Below are 20,828 nucleotides of genomic sequence, written 5' to 3' on the forward strand. Positions count from 1 at the left end.
GAGAAAAATAAGGCCTACTCTAAATGAGTAAATTTCTGGAAAGAATATTCTGAATTTTTTATTATATCGTGCATTGAGTCAAGCATTTGACGCATCACGACAACACTATCGTAACGATTTTTTCATAAAATGTCGGGACGACACACAGCAAATCAACCTTATCAGGATGATAGCAAAAATCTATAGCCGCAATATCGCCATATTATAAAAATAATTATAGATATCAAGGAGAAAGTATTTTGAATGGTGTGATTGGTGTCATTAAATTCGTTATTGGACAAGTGTTTATCGTCGCGCTTGATGGAAGCCAGAGATTGCTGGTTGCTGGCGATCGGGTTTACAGCGGTGAAGAAGTAGTAACTGGCGCTAATGGCGCGGTTTCAATCACACTACCCGATGGAAAAACATTAGATCTAGGACGTGATAGCCGCTGGAGCGATGTTAGCAATGCGTCCTCTCAGGCCAATGCGGATGTTGCTGATGATGTTGCTGCGATACAAGATGCTATCGCTCAGGGGGCCGACCCAACGCAAGTATTAGAAGCGACTGCCGCGGGTAATGACAACACCGGAGAAGCGGGTGACGGCGGCGGTGGGCATTTCAATCCTGCGGTGGTGCTGAATTTAACGGCCGAGGTCGTTACCACCCCGATTGGTTATGATACCGCAGGCCTATCGTTTACTGACCGCGCTTCATCCGTTCTGGATGGCGCCGATTCATCCATGTTGCAGGCTGCGACAGCGGACACCACTGATACCACACCGCCTTCTGTCACCATCGTTATAAATAGTGGTGGCACAGTAATTTTCGTCTTCACAAAACCGATTAGTGGTTTTGATCTCAGTGATATCAGCGTAACAAACGGCGCAGTAACGAATCTGGTACAGGATCCGAATGATCCGACTCGCTGGACGGCGACATTGACGCCTGCCGCTAACTTTGAGGGAGAAGTCCGCGTCAGTATTTCTGACAGCAGCTACACCGATGCTGCCGGTATTCCTGGCACGGGGGGAAGTGAAGCGATAACGGTCGATACATTGCCTCCAGTGGCGTCGATCGCTATCGATAACGTTACGTCCGATAACGTGATTAACGCAGTTGAATCCGGTCAGACGATTGCGGTGACGGGTCAGGTGGGTAATGAAGTCAATGCGGGCGATACGATTACCGTCAACGTCGGCACCGAGACCTACCAGACCACGGTGAATGCCGATGGCAAGACCTGGAGCGTGAATGTGCCGGGATCGGTGCTGGCCGCAAATAGTGATATCTCGGCGACCGTGACCACGCGCGATACCGCGGGCAATGTCACCACTGCCAACACGAGTCACGCTTACGGTGTCGATACCGTCGCGCCGGTGGCGTCGATCGCTATCGATAATGTCACGTCGGATAACATCATTAACGCGACCGAATCCGGTCAGACGATAGCGGTGACGGGGCAGGTGGGTAATGAAGTCAATGCGGGCGATGCGGTTACCGTTAAAGTCGGTACCGAGACCTACCAGACCACGGTGAATGCCGATGGCAAAACCTGGAGCGTGAATGTTCCGGGATCGGTGCTGGCAGCGAATAGTGATGTGAGTGCCACGGTCACCACACGCGATACAGCCGGTAATATCACGACCGCCAATACCTCGCACACTTACGGTGTGGATACCTGCGCCGGTGGCGTCGATTACTATCGACGATGTGACATCGGATAACGTCATCAATGCCAGCGAATCCGGTCAGACGATAGCGGTGACGGGTCAGGTGGGTAATGAAGTCAATGCGGGCGATGCGATTACCGTCAAGGTCGGTCCCGAGACCTATCAGACGACGGTGAATGCCGATGGCAAAACCTGGAGCGTGAATGTTCCCGGTTCTGTTTTAGCCGCGAATGGCGATATCTCGGCGACCGTGACCACGCGCGATGCCGCGGGCAATGTCACCACTACCAACACGAGTCACGCTTACGGTGTCGATACCGTCGCGCCGGTGGCGTCGATCGCTATCGATAATGTCACGTCGGATAACATCATTAACGCGACCGAATCCGGTCAGACGATAGCGGTGACGGGTCAGGTGGGTAATGAGGTCAACGCGGGCGATGCGGTTACGGTTACCGTCGGTACCGAGACCTATCAGACCACGGTGAATGCCGATGGCAAGACCTGGAGCGTGAATGTGCCGGGATCGGTGCTGGCCGCTAATGGTGATATCTCGGCGACCGTGACCACGCGCGATACCGCGGGCAATGTCACCACCGCCAATACTTCTCATGCTTACGGTGTGGATACCGTTGCACCGGTGGCGTCTATTACGATTGACGCTGTCACCAGCGATAACATCATTAACGCGACCGAATCCGGTCAGACGATAGCGGTCACGGGTCAGGTGGGTAATGAGGTCAATGCGGGCGATACGATTACCGTCAACGTCGGTACCGAGACCTACCAGACCACCGTCAATGCGGATGGCAAGACCTGGAACGTGAATGTGCCGGGATCGGTGCTGGCCGCAAATAGTGATATCTCGGCGACCGTGACCACGCGCGATACGGCAGGTAACGTCACCACCGCCAACACCAGTCACACTTACGGCGTGGATACCATCGCGCCGGTGGCATCGATCGCTATCGATAATGTCACCAGCGATAACATCATTAACACGACCGAATCGGGTCAGACGATTGTGACGGGTCAGGTGGGTAATGAAGTCAATGCGGACGATACGATTACCGTCAACGTCGGTACCGAGACCTATCAGACCACCGTCAATGCGGATGGCAAAACCTGGAGCGTGAATGTGCCGGGGGCGGTGCTGGCCGCAAATGGTGATATCTCGGCGACCGTGACCACGCACGATGCCGTGGGCAATGTCACCACTGCCAACACCAGTCACACTTACGGTGTGGACACCGTTGCACCAGTCGCGTCTATCTCTGTCGATAATGTCACGTCCGATAACGTGATTAACGCGACCGAATCCGGTCAGACGATAGCGGTGACGGGGCAGGTGGGTAATGAAGTCAATGCGGGCGATACGATTACCGTCAACGTCGGTACCGAGACCTACCAGACGACCGTCAATACCGATGGCAAAACCTGGAGCGTGAATGTGCCGGGATCGGTGCTGGCCGCAAATGGTGATATCTCGGCGACCGTGACCACGCACGATGCCGTGGGCAATGTCACGACTGCCAATACTTCTCATGCTTACAGTGTGGATACCGTCGCGCCGGTGGCGTCGATCGCTATCGATAATGTCACGTCGGATAACATCATTAACGCGACCGAATCCGGTCAGACGATAGCGGTCACGGGTCAGGTGGGTAATGAAGTCAATGCGGGCGATACGATTACCGTCAACGTCGGCACCGAGACCTACCAGACCACGGTGAATGCCGATGGCAAGACTTGGAGCGTGAATGTTCCGGGATCGGTGCTGGCCGCGAATGGTGATATCTCGGCGGCCGTGACCACGCGTGATGCCGCGGGCAATGTCACCACCGCCAATACTTCTCATGCTTACGGTGTGGACACCGTTGCGCCAGTCGCGTCTATCTCTGTCGATAATGTCACGTCCGATAACGTGATTAACGCAGTTGAATCCGGCCAGACGATAGCGGTGATGGGTCAGGTGGGTAATGAGGTCAACGCAGGCGATGCGATTACCGTCAACGTCGGCACCGAGACCTACCAGACCACGGTGAATGCCGATGGTAAAACCTGGAGCGTCAACGTTCCAGGAACTGTTCTTGCTGCTAACGGTGATATCTCTGCTTCGGTCACCACACGTGATACCGCAGGCAATGTCACGACTGTGAACACCAGTCACGCTTACGGCGTCGATACGGTTGCGCCAGTAGCGTCGATTGCTATCGATAACGTTACGTCCGATAACGTGATTAACGCCAGCGAGTCCGACCAGACGATAGCTGTGACGGGCCAGGTCGGTAATGAAGTCAAAGCCGGGGATGCGATCACCGTTACTGTTGGCACCGAAACGTACCAGACGACGGTGAATACGGATGGCAAGACCTGGAGCGTGAATATTCCGGGATCGGTGCTGGCCGCAAACGGCGATGTGAGTGCGACGGTCACCACACGTGATGCGGCAGGCAACGTGACCACCGCGAATGCCAGCCACGCTTATGGTGTTGATACCGTTGCGCCAACCGCATCGATCTCTATTGATAGTGTCACCAGCGATAACGTGATCAATGCGGAATCCGGGCAGACGATAGCGGTGACGGGTCAGGTGGGTAATGAAGTCAATGCGGGCGATACGATTACCGTCAACGTCGGCACCGAGACCTACCAGACGACGGTGAATGCCGATGGCAAAACCTGGAGCGTCAATGTTCCCAGTTCGGTGCTGGCCGCGAATGGCGATATCTCTGCCAGCGTGACGACACGCGATGCGGCAGGTAACGTCACCACCGCCAATACGACTCATGCTTACGGCGTGGATACCATCGCGCCGGTGGCATCGATCGCTATCGATAATGTCACCAGCGATAACATCATTAACACGACCGAATCCGGTCAGACGATAGCGGTGACGGGTCAGGTGGGTAATGAAGTCAATGCGGGCGATGCGATTACCGTCAAGGTCGGCACCGAGACCTACCAGACCACGGTGAATGCCGATGGCAAGACTTGGAGCGTGAATGTTCCGGGGCGGTACTGGCGGCTAATGGTGATATCTCGGCGACCGTGACCACGCGCGATACGGCAGGTAACGTCACCACCGCCAACACCAGTCACGCTTACGGCGTGGATACCGTTGCGCCAGTCGCTTCAATTTCAATTGATGATGTCACCAGCGATAACGTGATTAACGCGACTGAATCCGGTCAGACGATAGCGGTGACGGGTCAGGTGGGTAATGAGGTCAATGCGGGCGATACGATTATCGTCAACGTCGGTACCGAGACCTACCAGACCACCGTCAATGCGGATGGCAAGACCTGGAACGTGAATGTGCCGGGATCGGTGCTGGCCGCAAATGGCGATATCTCTGCCGGCGTGACGACACGCGATGCGGCAGGCAATGTCACCACTACCAACACGAGTCACACTTACGGTGTTGATACCATCGCACCGGTGGCGTCGATCGCTATCGATAATGTCACGTCGGATAACATCATTAACGCGACCGAATCCGGTCAGACGATAGCGGTGACGGGTCAGGTGGGTAATGAAGTCAATGCGGGCGATACGATTACCGTCAAGGTCGGTACCGAGACCTACCAGACCACGGTGAATGCCGATGGCAAGACCTGGAGCGTGAATGTGCCGGGGGCGGTGCTGGCGGCTAATGGTGATATCTCGGCGACCGTGACCACGCGTGATACCGCGGGCAATGTCACGACTGCGAACACCAGTCACGCTTACGGTGCCGATACCGTTGCACCGGTGGCGTCGATCGCTATCGATAATGTCACGTCGGATAACATCATTAACGCGACCGAATCCGGTCAGACGATAGCGGTCACGGGTCAGGTGGGTAATGAGGTCAATGCGGGCGATACGATTACCGTCAACGTCGGTACCGAGACCTATCAGACCACCGTCAATGCGGATGGCAAGACCTGGAACGTGAATGTGCCGGGATCGGTGCTGGCCGCAAATAGTGATATCTCGGCGACCGTGACCACGCACGATGCCGTGGGCAATGTCACCACTGCCAACACCAGTCACACTTACGGTGTGGACACCGTTGCACCAGTCGCGTCTATCTCTGTCGATAATGTCACGTCCGATAACGTGATTAACGCGACCGAATCCGGTCAGACGATAGCGGTGACGGGGCAGGTGGGTAATGAAGTCAATGCGGGCGATACGATTACCGTCAACGTCGGTACCGAGACCTACCAGACCACGGTGAATGCCGATGGCAAAACCTGGAGCGTGAATGTGCCGGGATCGGTGCTGGCCGCAAATGGTGATATCTCGGCGACCGTGACCACGCACGATGCCGTGGGCAATGTCACGACTGCCAATACTTCTCATGCTTACAGTGTGGATACCGTCGCGCCGGTGGCGTCGATCGCTATCGATAATGTCACGTCGGATAACATCATTAACGCGACCGAATCCGGTCAGACGATAGCGGTCACGGGTCAGGTGGGTAATGAGGTCAATGCGGGCGATACGATTACCGTCAAGGTCGGTCCCGAGACCTACCAGACCACGGTGAATGCCGATGGCAAGACTTGGAGCGTGAATGTTCCCGGTTCTGTTTTAGCCGCGAATGGTGATATCTCGGCGACCGTGACCACGCGCGATGCCGCGGGCAATGTCACCACTGCCAACACGAGTCACGCTTACGGTGTCGATACCGTCGCGCCGGTGGCGTCGATCGCTATCGATAATGTCACGTCGGATAACATCATTAACGCGACCGAATCCGGCCAGACGATTGCCGTTACCGGAAAGGTAGGTAATGAAGTTAAAGCCGGCGATGCGGTTACCGTCAACGTCGGTACCGAGACCTACCAGACGACCGTCAATACCGATGGCAAAACCTGGAGCGTGAATGTGCCGGGATCGGTGCTGGCCGCAAATAGTGATATCTCGGCGACCGTGACCACGCGTGATACGGCAGGTAACGTCACCACCGCTAACACCAGCCACGCTTACGGTGTAGATACGGTTGCACCAACCGCCTCGATTACTATCGATAACGTCACCAGCGATAACGTGATTAACGCGACCGAATCCGGTCAGACGATAGCGGTCACGGGTCAGGTTGGCAATGAAGTCAAAGCCGGTGATGCTATTACCGTAAAAGTCGGCACGGAAACCTACCAGACGACCGTCAATGCGGACGGTAAAACCTGGAGCGTGAACGTTCCGGGAGCGGTGCTGGCAGCGAACGGCGATGTGAGTGCCACGGTGACCACCCGCGATACCGCCGGTAACGTGACTACTGCCAATACCTCGCACACTTACGGTGTGGATACCGTTGCGCCGGTTGCTTCAATTTCAATTGATGATGTCACCAGCGATAACGTGATCAATGCGACCGAATCCGGCCAGACCATTGCGGTGACGGGGAAAGTCGATAACGACGTCAACGCGGGCGATGCGGTGACGGTGAAAGTCGGCACCGAGACCTACCAGACGACCGTCAATACCGATGGCAAAACCTGGAGCGTGAATGTGCCGGGATCGGTGCTGGCCGCTAATGGTGATATCTCGGCGACCGTGACCACGCGCGATACCGCGGGCAATGTCACCACTGCCAATACCAGCCACGCTTACGGTGTGGATACGGTTGCACCAACCGCATCGATATCTATCGACAATGTCACCAGCGATAACATGATTAACGCCAGCGAGTCCGGCCAGACGATTTCCGTCACCGGGCAGGTAGGCAATGACGTCAAAGCAGGCGATGCGGTTACCGTCAACGTCGGTACCGAGACCTACCAGACCACGGTGAATGCCGATGGCAAGACTTGGAGCGTGAATGTGCCGGGATCGGTACTGGCGGCTAATGGTGATATCTCGGCGACCGTGACCACTCGCGATACCGCTGGCAATGTCACCACAGCCAATACCAGCCACGCTTACGGTGTGGATACGGTTGCACCAACCGCATCGATATCTATCGACAATGTCACCAGCGATAACATCATTAACGCGACCGAATCCGGCGAGACCATTGCGGTGACCGGTAAAGTGGATAACGACGTCAAAGCCGGTGATGCGGTTACGGTGAAAGTCGGCACCGAGACCTATCAGACCACCGTCAATGCCGACGGCAAAACCTGGAGCGTGAATGTGCCGGGATCGGTGCTGGCCGCGAATGGTGATATCTCGGCGACCGTGACCACGCGCGATACCGCAGGCAATGTCACGACCGCTAACACCAGCCACGCTTACGGTGTAGATACGGTTGCACCAACCGCCTCGATTACTATCGATAACGTTACCAGCGATAACGTGATTAACGCGGCCGAATCCGGCCAGACCATTGCCGTTACCGGTCAGGTGGGCAATGAAGTTAAAGCGGGCGATGCCATTACGGTAAAAGTCGGCACCGAGACTTACCAGACGACGGTGAATGCGGACGGTAAAACCTGGAGCGTGAACGTTCCGGGAGCGGTGCTGGCAGCGAACGGCGATGTGAGTGCCACGGTGACCACCCGCGATACCGCCGGTAACGTGACTACTGCCAATACCTCGCACACTTACGGTGTGGATACCGTTGCGCCGGTTGCTTCAATTTCAATTGATGATGTCACCAGCGATAACGTGATCAATGCGACCGAATCCGGCCAGACCATTGCGGTGACGGGGAAAGTCGATAACGACGTCAACGCGGGCGATGCGGTGACGGTGAAAGTCGGCACCGAGACCTACCAGACGACCGTCAATACCGATGGAAAAACCTGGAGCGTGAATGTGCCGGGGGCGGTACTGGCGGCTAATGGCGATATCTCGGCGACCGTGACCACGCGTGATACCGCCGGCAATGTCACGACCGCTAACACCAGCCACGCTTACGGTGTAGATACGGTTGCACCAACCGCCTCGATTACTATCGATAACGTTACCAGCGATAACGTGATTAACGCGGCCGAATCCGGCCAGACCATTGCCGTTACCGGTCAGGTGGGCAATGAAGTTAAAGCGGGCGATGCCATTACGGTAAAAGTCGGCACCGAGACTTACCAGACCACGGTGAATGCCGATGGCAAGACCTGGAGCGTGAATGTGCCGGGATCGGTGCTGGCCGCAAATGGTGATATCTCGGCGACCGTGACCACGCGTGATACCGCGGGCAATGTCACGACTGCGAACACCAGTCACGCTTACGGTGCCGATACCGTTGCACCGGTGGCGTCGATCGCTATCGATAATGTCACGTCGGATAACATCATTAACGCGACCGAATCCGGTCAGACGATAGCGGTGACGGGTCAGGTGGGTAATGAAGTCAATGCGGGCGATACGATTACCGTCAACGTCGGTACCGAGACCTACCAGACCACGGTGAATGCCGATGGCAAGACCTGGAGCGTGAATGTGCCGGGGGCGGTGCTGGCCGCAAATGGTGATATCTCGGCGACCGTGACCACGCGTGATACCGCGGGCAATGTCACGACTGCGAACACCAGTCACGCTTACGGTGCCGATACCGTTGCACCGGTGGCGTCGATCGCTATCGATAATGTCACGTCGGATAACATCATTAACGCGACCGAATCCGGTCAGACGATAGCGGTCACGGGTCAGGTGGGTAATGAAGTCAATGCGGGCGATGCGGTTACCGTCAACGTCGGTACCGAGACCTACCAGACCACGGTGAATGCCGATGGCAAGACCTGGAGCGTGAATGTGCCGGGATCGGTGCTGGCCGCAAATAGTGATATCTCGGCGACCGTGACCACGCGCGATGCCGCGGGCAATGTCACCACCGCCAACACCAGTCACGCTTACGGCGTGGATACCGTTGCGCCAGTCGCTTCAATTTCAATTGATGATGTCACCAGCGATAACGTGATTAACGCGACCGAATCCGGTCAGACGATAGCGGTCACGGGTCAGGTGGGTAATGAAGTCAATGCGGGCGATACGATTACCGTCAACGTCGGCACCGAGACCTACCAGACCACGGTGAATGCCGATGGCAAGACCTGGAGCGTGAATGTTCCAGGATCGGTGCTGGCCGCAAATAGTGATGTGAGTGCCACGGTCACCACGCGCGATGCCGCGGGCAATGTCACCACCGCCAACACCAGTCACACTTACGGCGTCGATACGGTGGCACCTGTAGCGTCAATTTCAATTGATGATGTCACCAGCGATAACGTGATTAATGCGGCCGAATCCGGTCAGACGATTGCGGTCACGGGTCAGGTGGGTAATGAGGTCAACGCGGGCGATGCGGTTACGGTTACCGTCGGTCCCGAGACCTATCAGACGACAGTGAATACCGATGGTAAAACCTGGAATGTCAATGTTCCCGGTTCTGTACTGGCTGCTAACGGTGATATCTCGGCGACGGTCACTACGCGCGATACCGCAGGCAATGTCACCACCGCGAATACGACTCACGCTTATGGTGTGGATGCGGTTGCGCCAATCGCGTCTATATCTGTCGATAATGTCACGTCGGATAACGTGATTAACGCGACCGAGTCTGGCCAGACCATTGCCGTTACCGGTCAGGTGGGTAATGAAGTTAAAGCCGGTGATGCGGTTACCGTGAAAGTCGGTACCGAGACCTACCAGACCACCGTCAATGCCGATGGTAAAACCTGGAGCGTGAATGTTCCCGGTTCGGTGTTAGCCGCCAATGGCGATGTGAGCGCGACGGTCACCACCCGTGACACCGCAGGCAACGTTACGACCGCCGATACCAGCCACGCTTACGGCGTCGATACCGTTGCACCAGTTGCCTCGATTACTATCGATAACGTCACCGCCGACAATGTCATCAATGCCAGCGAATCCGGCGAGACCATTGCGGTGACCGGTAAAGTGGATAACGACGTCAAAGCCGGTGATGCGGTTACGGTGAAAGTCGGCACCGAGACCTATCAGACCACCGTCAATGCCGACGGCAAAACCTGGAGCGTGAATGTGCCGGGATCGGTGCTGGCCGCGAATGGTGATATCTCGGCGACCGTGACCACGCGTGATACCGCCGGCAATGTCACGACCGCTAACACCAGCCACGCTTACGGCGTGGATACGGTTGCACCAACCGCCTCGATCTCTATTGACGATGTCACGTCCGATAACGTGATCAACGCGCGAGTCCGGCCAGACCATTGTGGTGACGGGTAAAGTTGATAACGACGTCAAAGCGGGCGACGCGGTTATCGTTAAAGTCGGTACCGAGACCTACCAGACCACGGTGAATACCGATGGCAAGACCTGGAGTGTGAATGTTCCGGGTTCGGTTTTGGCTGCGAATAATGATGTGAGTGCCACCGTGACCACCCGCGATGCCGCAGGCAACGTCACCACCGCCAATACCAGCCACGCTTACGGTGTGGATACGGTCGCGCCGGTGGCGTCGATTACTATCGATAACGTCACCGCCGACAATGTCATCAATGCCAGCGAATCCGGCGAGACCATTGCGGTGACCGGTAAAGTGGATAACGACGTCAAAGCCGGTGATGCGGTTACGGTGAAAGTCGGCACCGAGACCTACCAGACCACGGTGAATGCCAATGGCAAGACTTGGAGCGTGAATGTTCCAGGATCGGTGCTCTCGGCTAATGGCGATATCTCTGCTTCAGTCACCACGCGTGATACCGCAGGCAACGTCACGACGGCTAACACCAGCCACACTTACGGTGTGGATACGGTTGCGCCAATGGCGTCGATTACTATCGATAACGTCACGTCGGATAACATCATCAACGCGACTGAATCCGGTCAGACGATTGCGGTGACGGGTCAGGTGGGTAATGAAGTCAATGCGGGCGATACGATTACCGTCAACGTCGGTACCGAGACCTACCAGACCACGGTGAATGCCGATGGTAAAACCTGGAGCGTGAATGTGCCGGGATCGGTGCTGGCCGCAAATAGTGATGTGAGTGCCACGGTCACCACGCGTGATACCGCCGGCAATGTCACGACCGCTAACACCAGCCACGCTTACGGTGTAGATACGGTTGCACCAACCGCCTCGATTACTATCGATAACGTCACCAGCGATAACGTGATTAACGCGGCCGAATCCGGTCAGACGATAGCGGTCACGGGTCAGGTGGGTAATGAGGTCAATGCGGGCGATACGATTACCGTCAAGGTCGGCACCGAGACCTACCAGACCACCGTCAATGCGGATGGCAAAACCTGGAGCGTGAACGTTCCTGGTTCCGTTCTGGCCGCCAACGGCGATGTGAGCGCGACGGTCACCACACGAGATCCGGCAGGTAATGTCACCACCGCCAACACCAGCCACGTTTACGGTGTTGATACGGTCGCGCCAACCGCGTCTATTACAATCGACGATGTGACGTCGGATAACGTCATCAACGCCGCTGAATCCGGACAGACGATTGCGGTGACGGGTAAAGTCGATAACGACGTCAAAGCCGGGGATGCGGTTACGGTTAAAGTCGGTAACGAGACCTACCAGACGACCGTGAATGCCGATGGCAAAACCTGGAGCGTGAATGTGCCGGGAGCGGTGCTGGCCGCAAATGGTGATATCTCGGCGACCGTGACCACGCGTGATACCGCGGGCAATGTCACCACCGCCAACACCAGTCACACTTACGGCGTCGATACGGTGGCACCTGTGGCGTCTATTACGATTGACGCTGTCACCAGCGATAACATCATTAACGCGACCGAATCCGGTCAGACGATAGCGGTGACGGGTCAGGTGGGTAATGAAGTCAATGCGGGCGATGCGATTACCGTCAAGGTCGGTCCCGAGACCTACCAGACGACCGTCAATGCCGACGGCAAAACCTGGAGCGTGAATGTGCCGGGATCGGTGTTGGCCGCAAATGGTGATATCTCGGCGACCGTGACCACGCGTGATGCCGCGGGCAATGTCACGACTGCCAATACTTCTCATGCTTACGGTGTGGACACCGTTGCACCAGACATTGATATTACGAATTTCGCGGGTAACGATGGCTACGTTAGCCAGAGTGAGTCGAAAAACACCTTGGTCAGCGGCACGAGCAACGAGAAGAAGGTCGATCTAGTCTTTACCGATGTGAATGGTAAGTCGGTTACGCTGCATGACGTGCCTGTGACGAACGGAAAATGGCAGACGAATGTCGATCTGAGTACGTTAGCGGAAGGCAAGATTACCGCAGGGGCGACGGCAACCGATGCGGCAGGTAATCAGGCGCATGATAGCAGTCAGGCGATCATGGATATTACGCCGCCAGCCGCACACAACAACACAGTGTCTGGTACGGAAGACACGCCGCTGCACATTGGCTGGAGCGATCTGGGCGTATCGAGCGATACCACAAGCATCGTGGTTTCGTCTTTACCGTCAGCCAGCGCTGGTACGCTCTATTTTAACGATAACGGGAGTTGGAAAGCGGTCACGGTTGGGCAAACCTTTACCGCTGGCAACACCGATCTGCGCTTTACGCCGGTGGGTAATCTCTCTGGTGCGTTGCTGGGTGATATTGGTTATCGGCCTGTCGATAGCGCAGGGAACACGGGCGATAAAGCCGCGTTGCACATTGGTATTACGCCTGTCGCGGATGCTCCGACGGTGACGCTTTCGGTGACATCCGGTGATACGACGCCAACATCGACGATTATTCAGGTAAATGGGGGCAGTAATAACCCGAATGGGTTTGATGTTCAGGATGGTAAAATCGTCAAAATTGGTTCGGATGTCCGCGTTTGGTTAAGCCCGGGGGATACGGCACCGAAATCGGATCATCCTACTGATCAAATCAAATATTACGGTAAAGATAATGGGAATGGTAACCCCCAAGGAACGGGTAACTATACCGATATCTTTGTGGTACATGATGGTAGCGGTTACTGGCAGGACGGTAATTGGCGTTCTCTCAATGCGGTTCAGGGGAATCTGAATACCATTTCTTCTGGGACAGATTCCGATTATGTCTTTATCCAAGGTACGAAAACGCAAGGATATGGTAGTACGGTTGGTACCAATAATAACGCCAGCAGCAATGTCAATACGCTAGAGAATGTGTCGGTAACCTATAAAGGAACAACGTTACTTCAAGGTAGCAATCACCTTGATGGCATTATTTATGGCGATGGGGTCGTAGTTGCTGCAAACAGTGGTCGTACGACGACGAAAACGTCTACTGAGGCTGGCGCGCAGACACATACGCTTGATGTCTCGGCAGCTCTGACCGATCGCGACGGGAGTGAAACCCTGTCAGGGATTACGCTCACGGGGATCCCGAAAGGGACGGTGCTGACTGACCACATTAACAATGTGAAATACACCGTTGGCGACGATGGATCGTACCTCATCAAGAACGCCAATAATGTTCAGACGCTGGCTGGCAAGATTACGCTCGACGTACCTGTTGATGCAGGTAAGTTCAACGTGGTTGCACAAGCAACATCGACAGAAATTGCCAACCACGATACGGCGACTGGCTACTCTACTGAAGGTATTGAGCAGTACGGGATGAGTGTCGGTACGATCGGTGATGACAACATGTCCGGTACACCTAGCCACGATGTGATGGTCGCGGATGTCTCCGGGTTGCAGATCATTGAAGGCAAGAATTACAACATTGCCTTTATGGTCGATTCCTCCGGCAGTATGTCGTCAATGGATATCGAGAATACGCGTACATCCTTGAGCAACGTGTTCAAAAGTCTGATCAATAGTGCTAGCGGCGTAAACTCCGGTACGGTAAACGTTTTTCTGGCTGACTTTGATACGCAGGTGGGTAAAACCGTATCCGTAAACCTGAATGATCCCAATGCACTGGATAATTTGACCGCCGTATTGAATGCAATGGTTGGCGGATCGGAGAAAGGCGGTGGAACCAACTATGAAGACGTGTTCAAAACGACGGCTAACTGGTTCCAAAGCGATGTGGTGAAAAAGAATGTGGGGAATAACCTGACGTATTTCATTACTGACGGCGAGCCAACGTTCTATCAGAAGAATGAAGCCGATGTCGTGAAAGTAAGTGACTGGAACCAAACGCTGAATATCGATAGCTTCGCCTACAAGCCAGGGCAGTCCTACTCTATGGATGTCCGCGGTGCTGTGCGTGAAGTGATTGATAGTAAAGGGAACGTCTATCAATATGCCTTGAGCGATAACAGTAATAAAATTGTTGGGACGGTCATTGGACAAGTACACGCGCAGGGGGATGGAACGTATCAAATATCCTCTCTGGGCGGCGTCGGTAATAACAGCAGCTATTGGGCGCAGGACTACCACGGTAACTGGTACTGGGTTGATAATTCAGGCAACCGCGATGTTAGCAATACCAATGCGACTGAGGCTTTCAATTTGCTGAAGAAGCAGTCAGCGATTGAAGCGATCGGTATTGGTGCTGATTTAAATGGCGATACGCTGAAGCGCTATGACTCCGACGGTGTGGTTCAGGATCACATTGATCCTGCTAATCTTAATAAAGCGATTCTGGGTAGCAGCGAATCAATACCTGCGGGTAATGACCAACTGAGTGGTGGGTTGGGCAATGACATTCTGTTTGGCGATGTCGTGTCATTCCCTAATATCGACGGCAACGGAATCACCGCCTTGCAGAACTACATCGGCAAGCAGTTAGGTATGCAAACCGGTGTGCCGACAGCCAAAGATATGCATAGCTATATTGCAACGCACAGCGCGGAATTTGATTTGTCATCGGCGAAAGATGGTAATGACATACTCAATGGCGGCGACGGAGATGATATTCTCTTCGGCCAGGGAGGAAATGACACCCTCTATGGTGGGGCGGGGAATGACCTGCTTTACGGCGGCAGCGGAGACGACATCCTGATTGGCGGCGCGGGGGGCGATACGCTCATCGGCGGAGCGGGTGCGGATACCTTTAAGTGGCAGGCTGGCGATATCGGCAACGATGTGATCAAAGACTTCAATGCCAAAGAGGGTGACCGGATTGATTTAAGCGATCTGGTGGGCGAACTGGAGGAAGGTACCGATATCAGTCGCTATATTCGCATCACCGATAATCATGGTTCACCGACGATTGAAGTGAGCACTGCGGGGAACTTTACGGCGGATAAAGGCGGAACGGTTGCAGTGTCGATTACGTTGGAACACTATAACGGTGCATTGCCGTCGCTTGAAAGTCTGGTCAGCAAGCCAGAACCGTCTAGCTGACTAAAAGGGGGAGCCTGCCCGGCTCCTTTCTTTATCAAAAACTTAAAAGGTCTCCGAAAATGTTTTATATCCAGCGCGACAGTGATGGTCACCTGATGAAGGTAGAAAAGAGTCCTTTTCCTGAAATGAACGGCGAACTGTCCGATGATTCGGGTGAGGCGCAGGCCTGGTTCCGCAGTCATCAGGCCGCGATGTCCAGCCTCCAGCAACTGCGGCAAAGCGATCTGGAAATGGTGCGCGTGCTGGAGGATTTAATTCAGGTTTTGATTCAGAAAGGCGTGGTCAGCATTACTGATTTCCCTCAGGCGGCACAGCTGAAGTTGATCAACCGTGCGCAGGCGCGTGAAGCCTTGAATGGCGGGTTGAACAAGCTGATTGGCGACGATGAAGAGACTATGTTTTAAGGAAAGGATGTTTTAAGGAAAGGATGTTTTGAAGAAATCATCCCTTAACGTCACGTTCAGCCGTTTCCGGCTTCTCACTATCGTACTGAGAAGCCGGGGTCGTTAAACGCCGTTAGCCAAAATAATGTGGTATCAGATTCTGACCGCTGGCACCGGTTCACCCAGCAGCCGTCCCATCGCGCCCTGTAATCCCATCTCCTGAAGCACTTTCAGCTCACCTGCGGTTTCAACACGTTCGGCGATGAGCGGCAGGGCAATACTGTTGGTGGCGCGATACAGCGCTTCGATAAACATTTGTTTATCGTCTTCCTGATCGATATTGCGGATGTAGCTGCCATCGACTTTCAGGTAAGCCAGCCCCCACTGGGACAGGTTGCCGATCATATTAAAGCGTCCACCAAAATGCTGTAGCCCCAGCGCACAGCCATGTTCATTCAATAGCTTAATTAAGGCTTCCAACTGTGAGCTGTCTGGCAATTGGTTCTCATCCAGCTCCAGAATCAGTCGTCTGGCGACGTCAGGCTGATGCTTCAATGGAGCAAGCAGATCGGCGAGCAGATGAAGATTCAGAACCGTGGTGCCGGACAGGCTCAGCGCCAGATTGCCGTCGTGCTGGCGAAGATAGTCCAGCACTTCGCGCAGCATAGTCTGATCCAGACGGGTATCCCAGCCAAAGCGTTGGATCCACGGCAGGAAGCGACCTGCGGCGATACTGTTTCCTTGCTCATCCTGAATGCGCGCCAGAACCTTATGATGCAGCACCTGGCTGGGATCGTCACAGGAGACGACCGGTTGCAGGAAAAGCTGCAAGCGTTCCTGTTCCAAAATGGGATCGAGCAGGTTAAACCATCTATGGCGATCGGTTTCGACCTGTTCGGCACTGGCGGACGGTATGTCGTGAGGCGCGGTGCTATCGGTATTGCTTTCGGCTCGCGTGAGCACCTGATCGCCCTGAATAAACAGGGATTGCGCGGTGTCACCGGGGCGGAAAGGCACCATGCCGAATTGGGCGACAGGTGAGACATCGGTTTCGCCTGTCAGATACAACGTTTCGATGTTGCGCGTCAGTTCGCCAATCAGCGCATAGGCTTCTTTATCGACCAACCCTGGGCAGAACAGCGCAAATTCCCCGCCGCGGATACGGGCCAGAAGACTCTCCGCATGGGTATGCTGCTTTTGCGTGTTACGCAGAATATGCCCGACGGAGGCTAATAGCGCATCGGTGCGCTGGCCGCCCAGCCGCTGATTCATCCCCGCCAGATCCTGAACGCGAATCATAATAAGGAAGCCGGGGGCGGTTTCTTCGTCAGCCAGCTTGTCGTTGAACTGCATGTCAAACGCGCGACGGTTATTCAATCCGGTTTGAGGATCCTGATAGGCTTCCTGACGTAAGCGCTCGCTCCGTTCCGCTTCCTCTTCAAACAGCGTTTTGAGCTTGCTGACCATCAGGTTCATCGCTTGTGCAACACGGCGAAACTCGGGCGTATTGGGCAAATCCGGCTGGCTAAGGAATTCACGACGGGTAATGGCCAGCGACTGATCGACAATATAATCCAGCGGACGCAGTTGGCGGCGCAGGAACAGCGCGCCGAGGAGTACGCCCAGCGTGCCGCAGCCAAGCAGCCACAGGAAGGTGGCCGTGCTGCTGCGCCACAAACGGGTGACTGCGAACATCGGATGGCTGACGACTTCAACTTTTGCCGCCTGTTCCCAGCCGCGCATCACGATGGCTTCGCCCGCACCGGGTTGCAGGTTCACTAACTGAACAAACCAGCGCGGGACGTCAGGGATATCCGGCGAGGCAGTGCGTTCCAGCGTAACGTTGCTGGTTTTTAAATCCCGCACGCGGATACTGGAAAAGTAGCCGCTGTCGAAAATCGAGCTGACCATCAGCTCAACCATTGCTGGGTCATCGATATTTGGCGTCAGGGAAAGCCCCAGTGCGGTAGCGGCATCCTGCGCGTGGGAGTGAAGCTGGTTATTGTACTGTTCACGCGAATTTTCCAGGCTGACGAAAAAACTCCCGCTGAAAATAATTAGCACAAACAGGCAGATGGCTATCAGTAATTGTTTGTATAGAGACATAGCCTACCCTTACTCCTCAATTGAAAACCCTTCGGCACGCATTTTGGTTAATACATCCTGCCAGCGTGAAAGTCGTTTACTGTCACCGACGCGTTTATTGCTGCCACTGGCGCCGGGCAGCCAGAGGCCTCCGCCATTAAAGGCATACACCGGAACTAAATCAGTGCGCTCTGTCGCGGGTTGGATCTTATCAGTCAGATTATCCAGCACCAGCGGAATCGAGGTGGGGGTGGGATAATAGGTGACCACCATATGCGCTTTATTAAGACGCAGGGCTTTAACATAGGTAATACGTAATTTGTCCGCCGGGACGCCTAAATGACGCAGCGTAAAATACTTGGCGAGCGCATAATCTTCGCAGTCCCCGGCACCTTTACGCAGCGCTTCAATCGGCGTAGCCCAGTAATCTTCCTGATTCCAGACGACAATATCATCGCGAAACAGCATACGGTCATTGAAAAATTGGTTCACGCTACTGAGTAGAACCTTTTCCTCTTTGTTGAGGGCGTTGGCCAACAGCGTCTGCCATTCATCTATTCGGCGGCGAGCATCGGGCGTTGCTGGGCCATAAAACTGCTCGGTTCGCTGATTAATGGTAATAAAATCCCAGTCCGCGCGCAGGGAACCCGCCAGCAGAAACAGCAGACAGCTAATCAAGAGAAGTGTGTAACTGGAGAGTCGCACTGAGGTTTCTCTGTTTACCTTGCGAGATGAATGTGGAGGGGTAATTCGATGCAGAATAGCGTACTTTCATACTCCCCAAAAGCAGTATAGTGGCGAAAAGAGTAGTTTGTCATAAGCGTGTAAAACGCTGGCATAAAGCATGAGGTAGCAGAATGCGTTCAGATGTGATAGATGGAGATAACCTTAATTTAGGGAAGCTGGTTTCCGAAACTCGGAATCCGGCAACGATGGCGCTGGATCAGCTCTCTACGCTGGAGATGATGCTCGCGTTTAATCAGGAAGATCGGAAAGTGCCTGAAGCTATTGCGCAGGTTTTACCTGCGATTGCTGAGGCTGTCGATCTGGCAACGGCCTCGTTGCAGGAGGGCGGGCGGCTGATCTATTTGGGCGCGGGGACCAGCGGCCGTTTGGGCGTGCTGGATGCTTCAGAGTGTCCGCCGACGTTTGGTGTGCCACACGGGCTGGTTATCGGGCTGATTGCTGGCGGGCCTGGCGCGTTACTTAAGGCAGTTGAAGGTGCGGAAGACGACCCTGCACTCGGTGAAGCGGACTTAAAAGCGCTGAATTTAACCGCTGCCGATATGGTTGTTGGCCTTGCGGCATCAGGCCGAACGCCGTATGTGATTGGCGCATTGCGCTATGCGCGTGACGTTGGTTGCCGGACGGCGGCGATCTCCTGTAATCCGCATTCACCCATCGCACAGGAAGCGCAGGTGGCGATTTCTCCGGTGGTTGGCCCAGAAGCGTTAACGGGGTCGACGCGCTTGAAGTCGGGAACGGCACAAAAACTCGTCCTGAATATGATTTCTACCGGCGCAATGGTTAAGCTGGGAAAGGTCTACCAGAATTTGATGGTCGATGTGAAGGCAACCAACGTGAAGCTGCTGGATCGGGCTTGCCGCATTGTGGTTGAAGCAACGGGTGCTGAGCGGGAGCAAGCGCAGCAGGCGCTGGTGCAGGCGGATAATGAGGTTAAGCCTGCAATCCTGATGCTTCTGGCTAATATTGACGTGGAAGCGGCGCGTGAGCGCCTGAAACAACACAATGGTTATCTGCGTGAGGCGCTAATTGGCGGATAACATTATCTTGGGGTAAGTCGGGAGAAATGTTTTGAGTGATAAGCGAGAGCAACGCATTGTTTTTTTTGATCTGGATGGCACGTTGCATCAGCAGGACATGTTTGGCAGCTTTTTGCGTTTTTTACTTCGTCGGCTGCCGTTAAATCTCGTTCTGGTTGTCTCGCTATTACCGATTATCGGGCTGGGGCTACTGATTCGCGGTCGCGCGGCCCGATGGCCGATGAGTTGGCTGCTGTGGGCGATTACGTTTGGCCGTGATGAAGACGAATTGGTTCAACTGGAAAAGCAGTTTGTCAGCGCGTTTCGTCATGATGTCACACCGTTTCCGCAGGTTCAGCAGCGGCTGAAAACCTATCTTGAAGACAGCAATGCGCAGGTCTGGCTCGTGACCGGATCGCCGCAGCGGCTGGTGGAAAAGGTCTATCATGATTCGCCTTTTCTGCCCAGCGTTCGCCTGATGGGAAGCCAGATTACGCGCCGCTACGGCGGCTGGGTATTAACGCTGCGCTGTCTCGGACATGAAAAAGTAACGCAGATGGAGCTGCGTCTGGGCGCGCCGCTCAAGCTCTACAGCGGTTACAGCGACAGCAAACAGGACAATCCGCTGCTCTATTTCTGCGAACACCGTTGGCGAGTCACCCCCGAAGGTAGCCTGCAACAGCTGGAATGATTTTTTCACCCTTTCATCTGATTTTTCATCTCTTCATATAGGTATAATGCGCCGCCAAAATATGAATTGTTGAATGAGGAAATGTGAGTCGCGTGAGTAACGATGAATACT

The 20,828-nt window shown here is 54.6% G+C and carries 5 protein-coding genes and 2 pseudogenes; 5 read left to right on the forward strand and 2 right to left on the reverse strand.

Annotation, left to right across the window (positions count from 1 at the left end; translation table 11 throughout):
- Positions 1-239: 239 nt before the first annotated feature.
- From IG609_RS20580 to IG609_RS05410, 3 genes and pseudogenes are all read left to right on the forward strand, one after another.
- A pseudogene (locus IG609_RS20580) lies at positions 240-13,492 on the forward strand (Ig-like domain-containing protein); the annotation flags it as partial.
- Positions 13,493-14,280: 788 nt separating this feature from the next.
- Positions 14,281-15,795, forward strand: a pseudogene (locus IG609_RS20585) (type I secretion C-terminal target domain-containing protein); the annotation flags it as partial.
- Between the two features lie 59 nt (positions 15,796-15,854).
- Positions 15,855-16,199: a tryptophan synthase subunit beta gene (locus IG609_RS05410; RefSeq protein WP_193398773.1), complete on the forward strand. Its 345-nt coding sequence runs from the start codon at positions 15,855-15,857 to the stop codon at positions 16,197-16,199.
- 132 nt (positions 16,200-16,331) lie between these two features.
- Here IG609_RS05410 and lapD read toward each other — a convergent pair whose 3' ends face one another.
- Positions 16,332-18,284, reverse strand: a complete 1,953-nt coding sequence (gene lapD, locus IG609_RS05415) for a cyclic di-GMP receptor LapD (protein WP_193398772.1) — start codon at positions 18,282-18,284, stop codon at positions 16,332-16,334.
- A 9-nt stretch (positions 18,285-18,293) separates the two neighbouring features.
- Positions 18,294-18,968 (reverse strand): cysteine protease LapG, encoded by a 675-nt coding sequence (gene lapG, locus IG609_RS05420; protein WP_193398771.1) that lies wholly within the window; start codon positions 18,966-18,968, stop codon positions 18,294-18,296.
- 152 nt (positions 18,969-19,120) lie between these two features.
- Between lapG and murQ the strand changes: the two genes are divergently transcribed.
- Together murQ and yfhb are read left to right on the forward strand one after the other, a co-directional pair.
- The gene (gene murQ, locus IG609_RS05425) at positions 19,121-20,047 is read left to right on the forward strand and encodes an N-acetylmuramic acid 6-phosphate etherase (protein WP_193398770.1); all 927 of its coding nucleotides are present in this window, start codon (positions 19,121-19,123) and stop codon (positions 20,045-20,047) included.
- A gap of 31 nt (positions 20,048-20,078) precedes the next feature.
- Entirely contained in the window at positions 20,079-20,717 is a 639-nt protein-coding gene (gene yfhb / locus IG609_RS05430) for a phosphatidylglycerophosphatase C (protein ID WP_193398769.1), read from the forward strand.
- Positions 20,718-20,828: the final 111 nt, after the last annotated feature.

Source organism: Pectobacterium quasiaquaticum (assembly GCF_014946775.2).
GTDB classification, from domain to species: domain Bacteria; phylum Pseudomonadota; class Gammaproteobacteria; order Enterobacterales; family Enterobacteriaceae; genus Pectobacterium; species Pectobacterium aquaticum.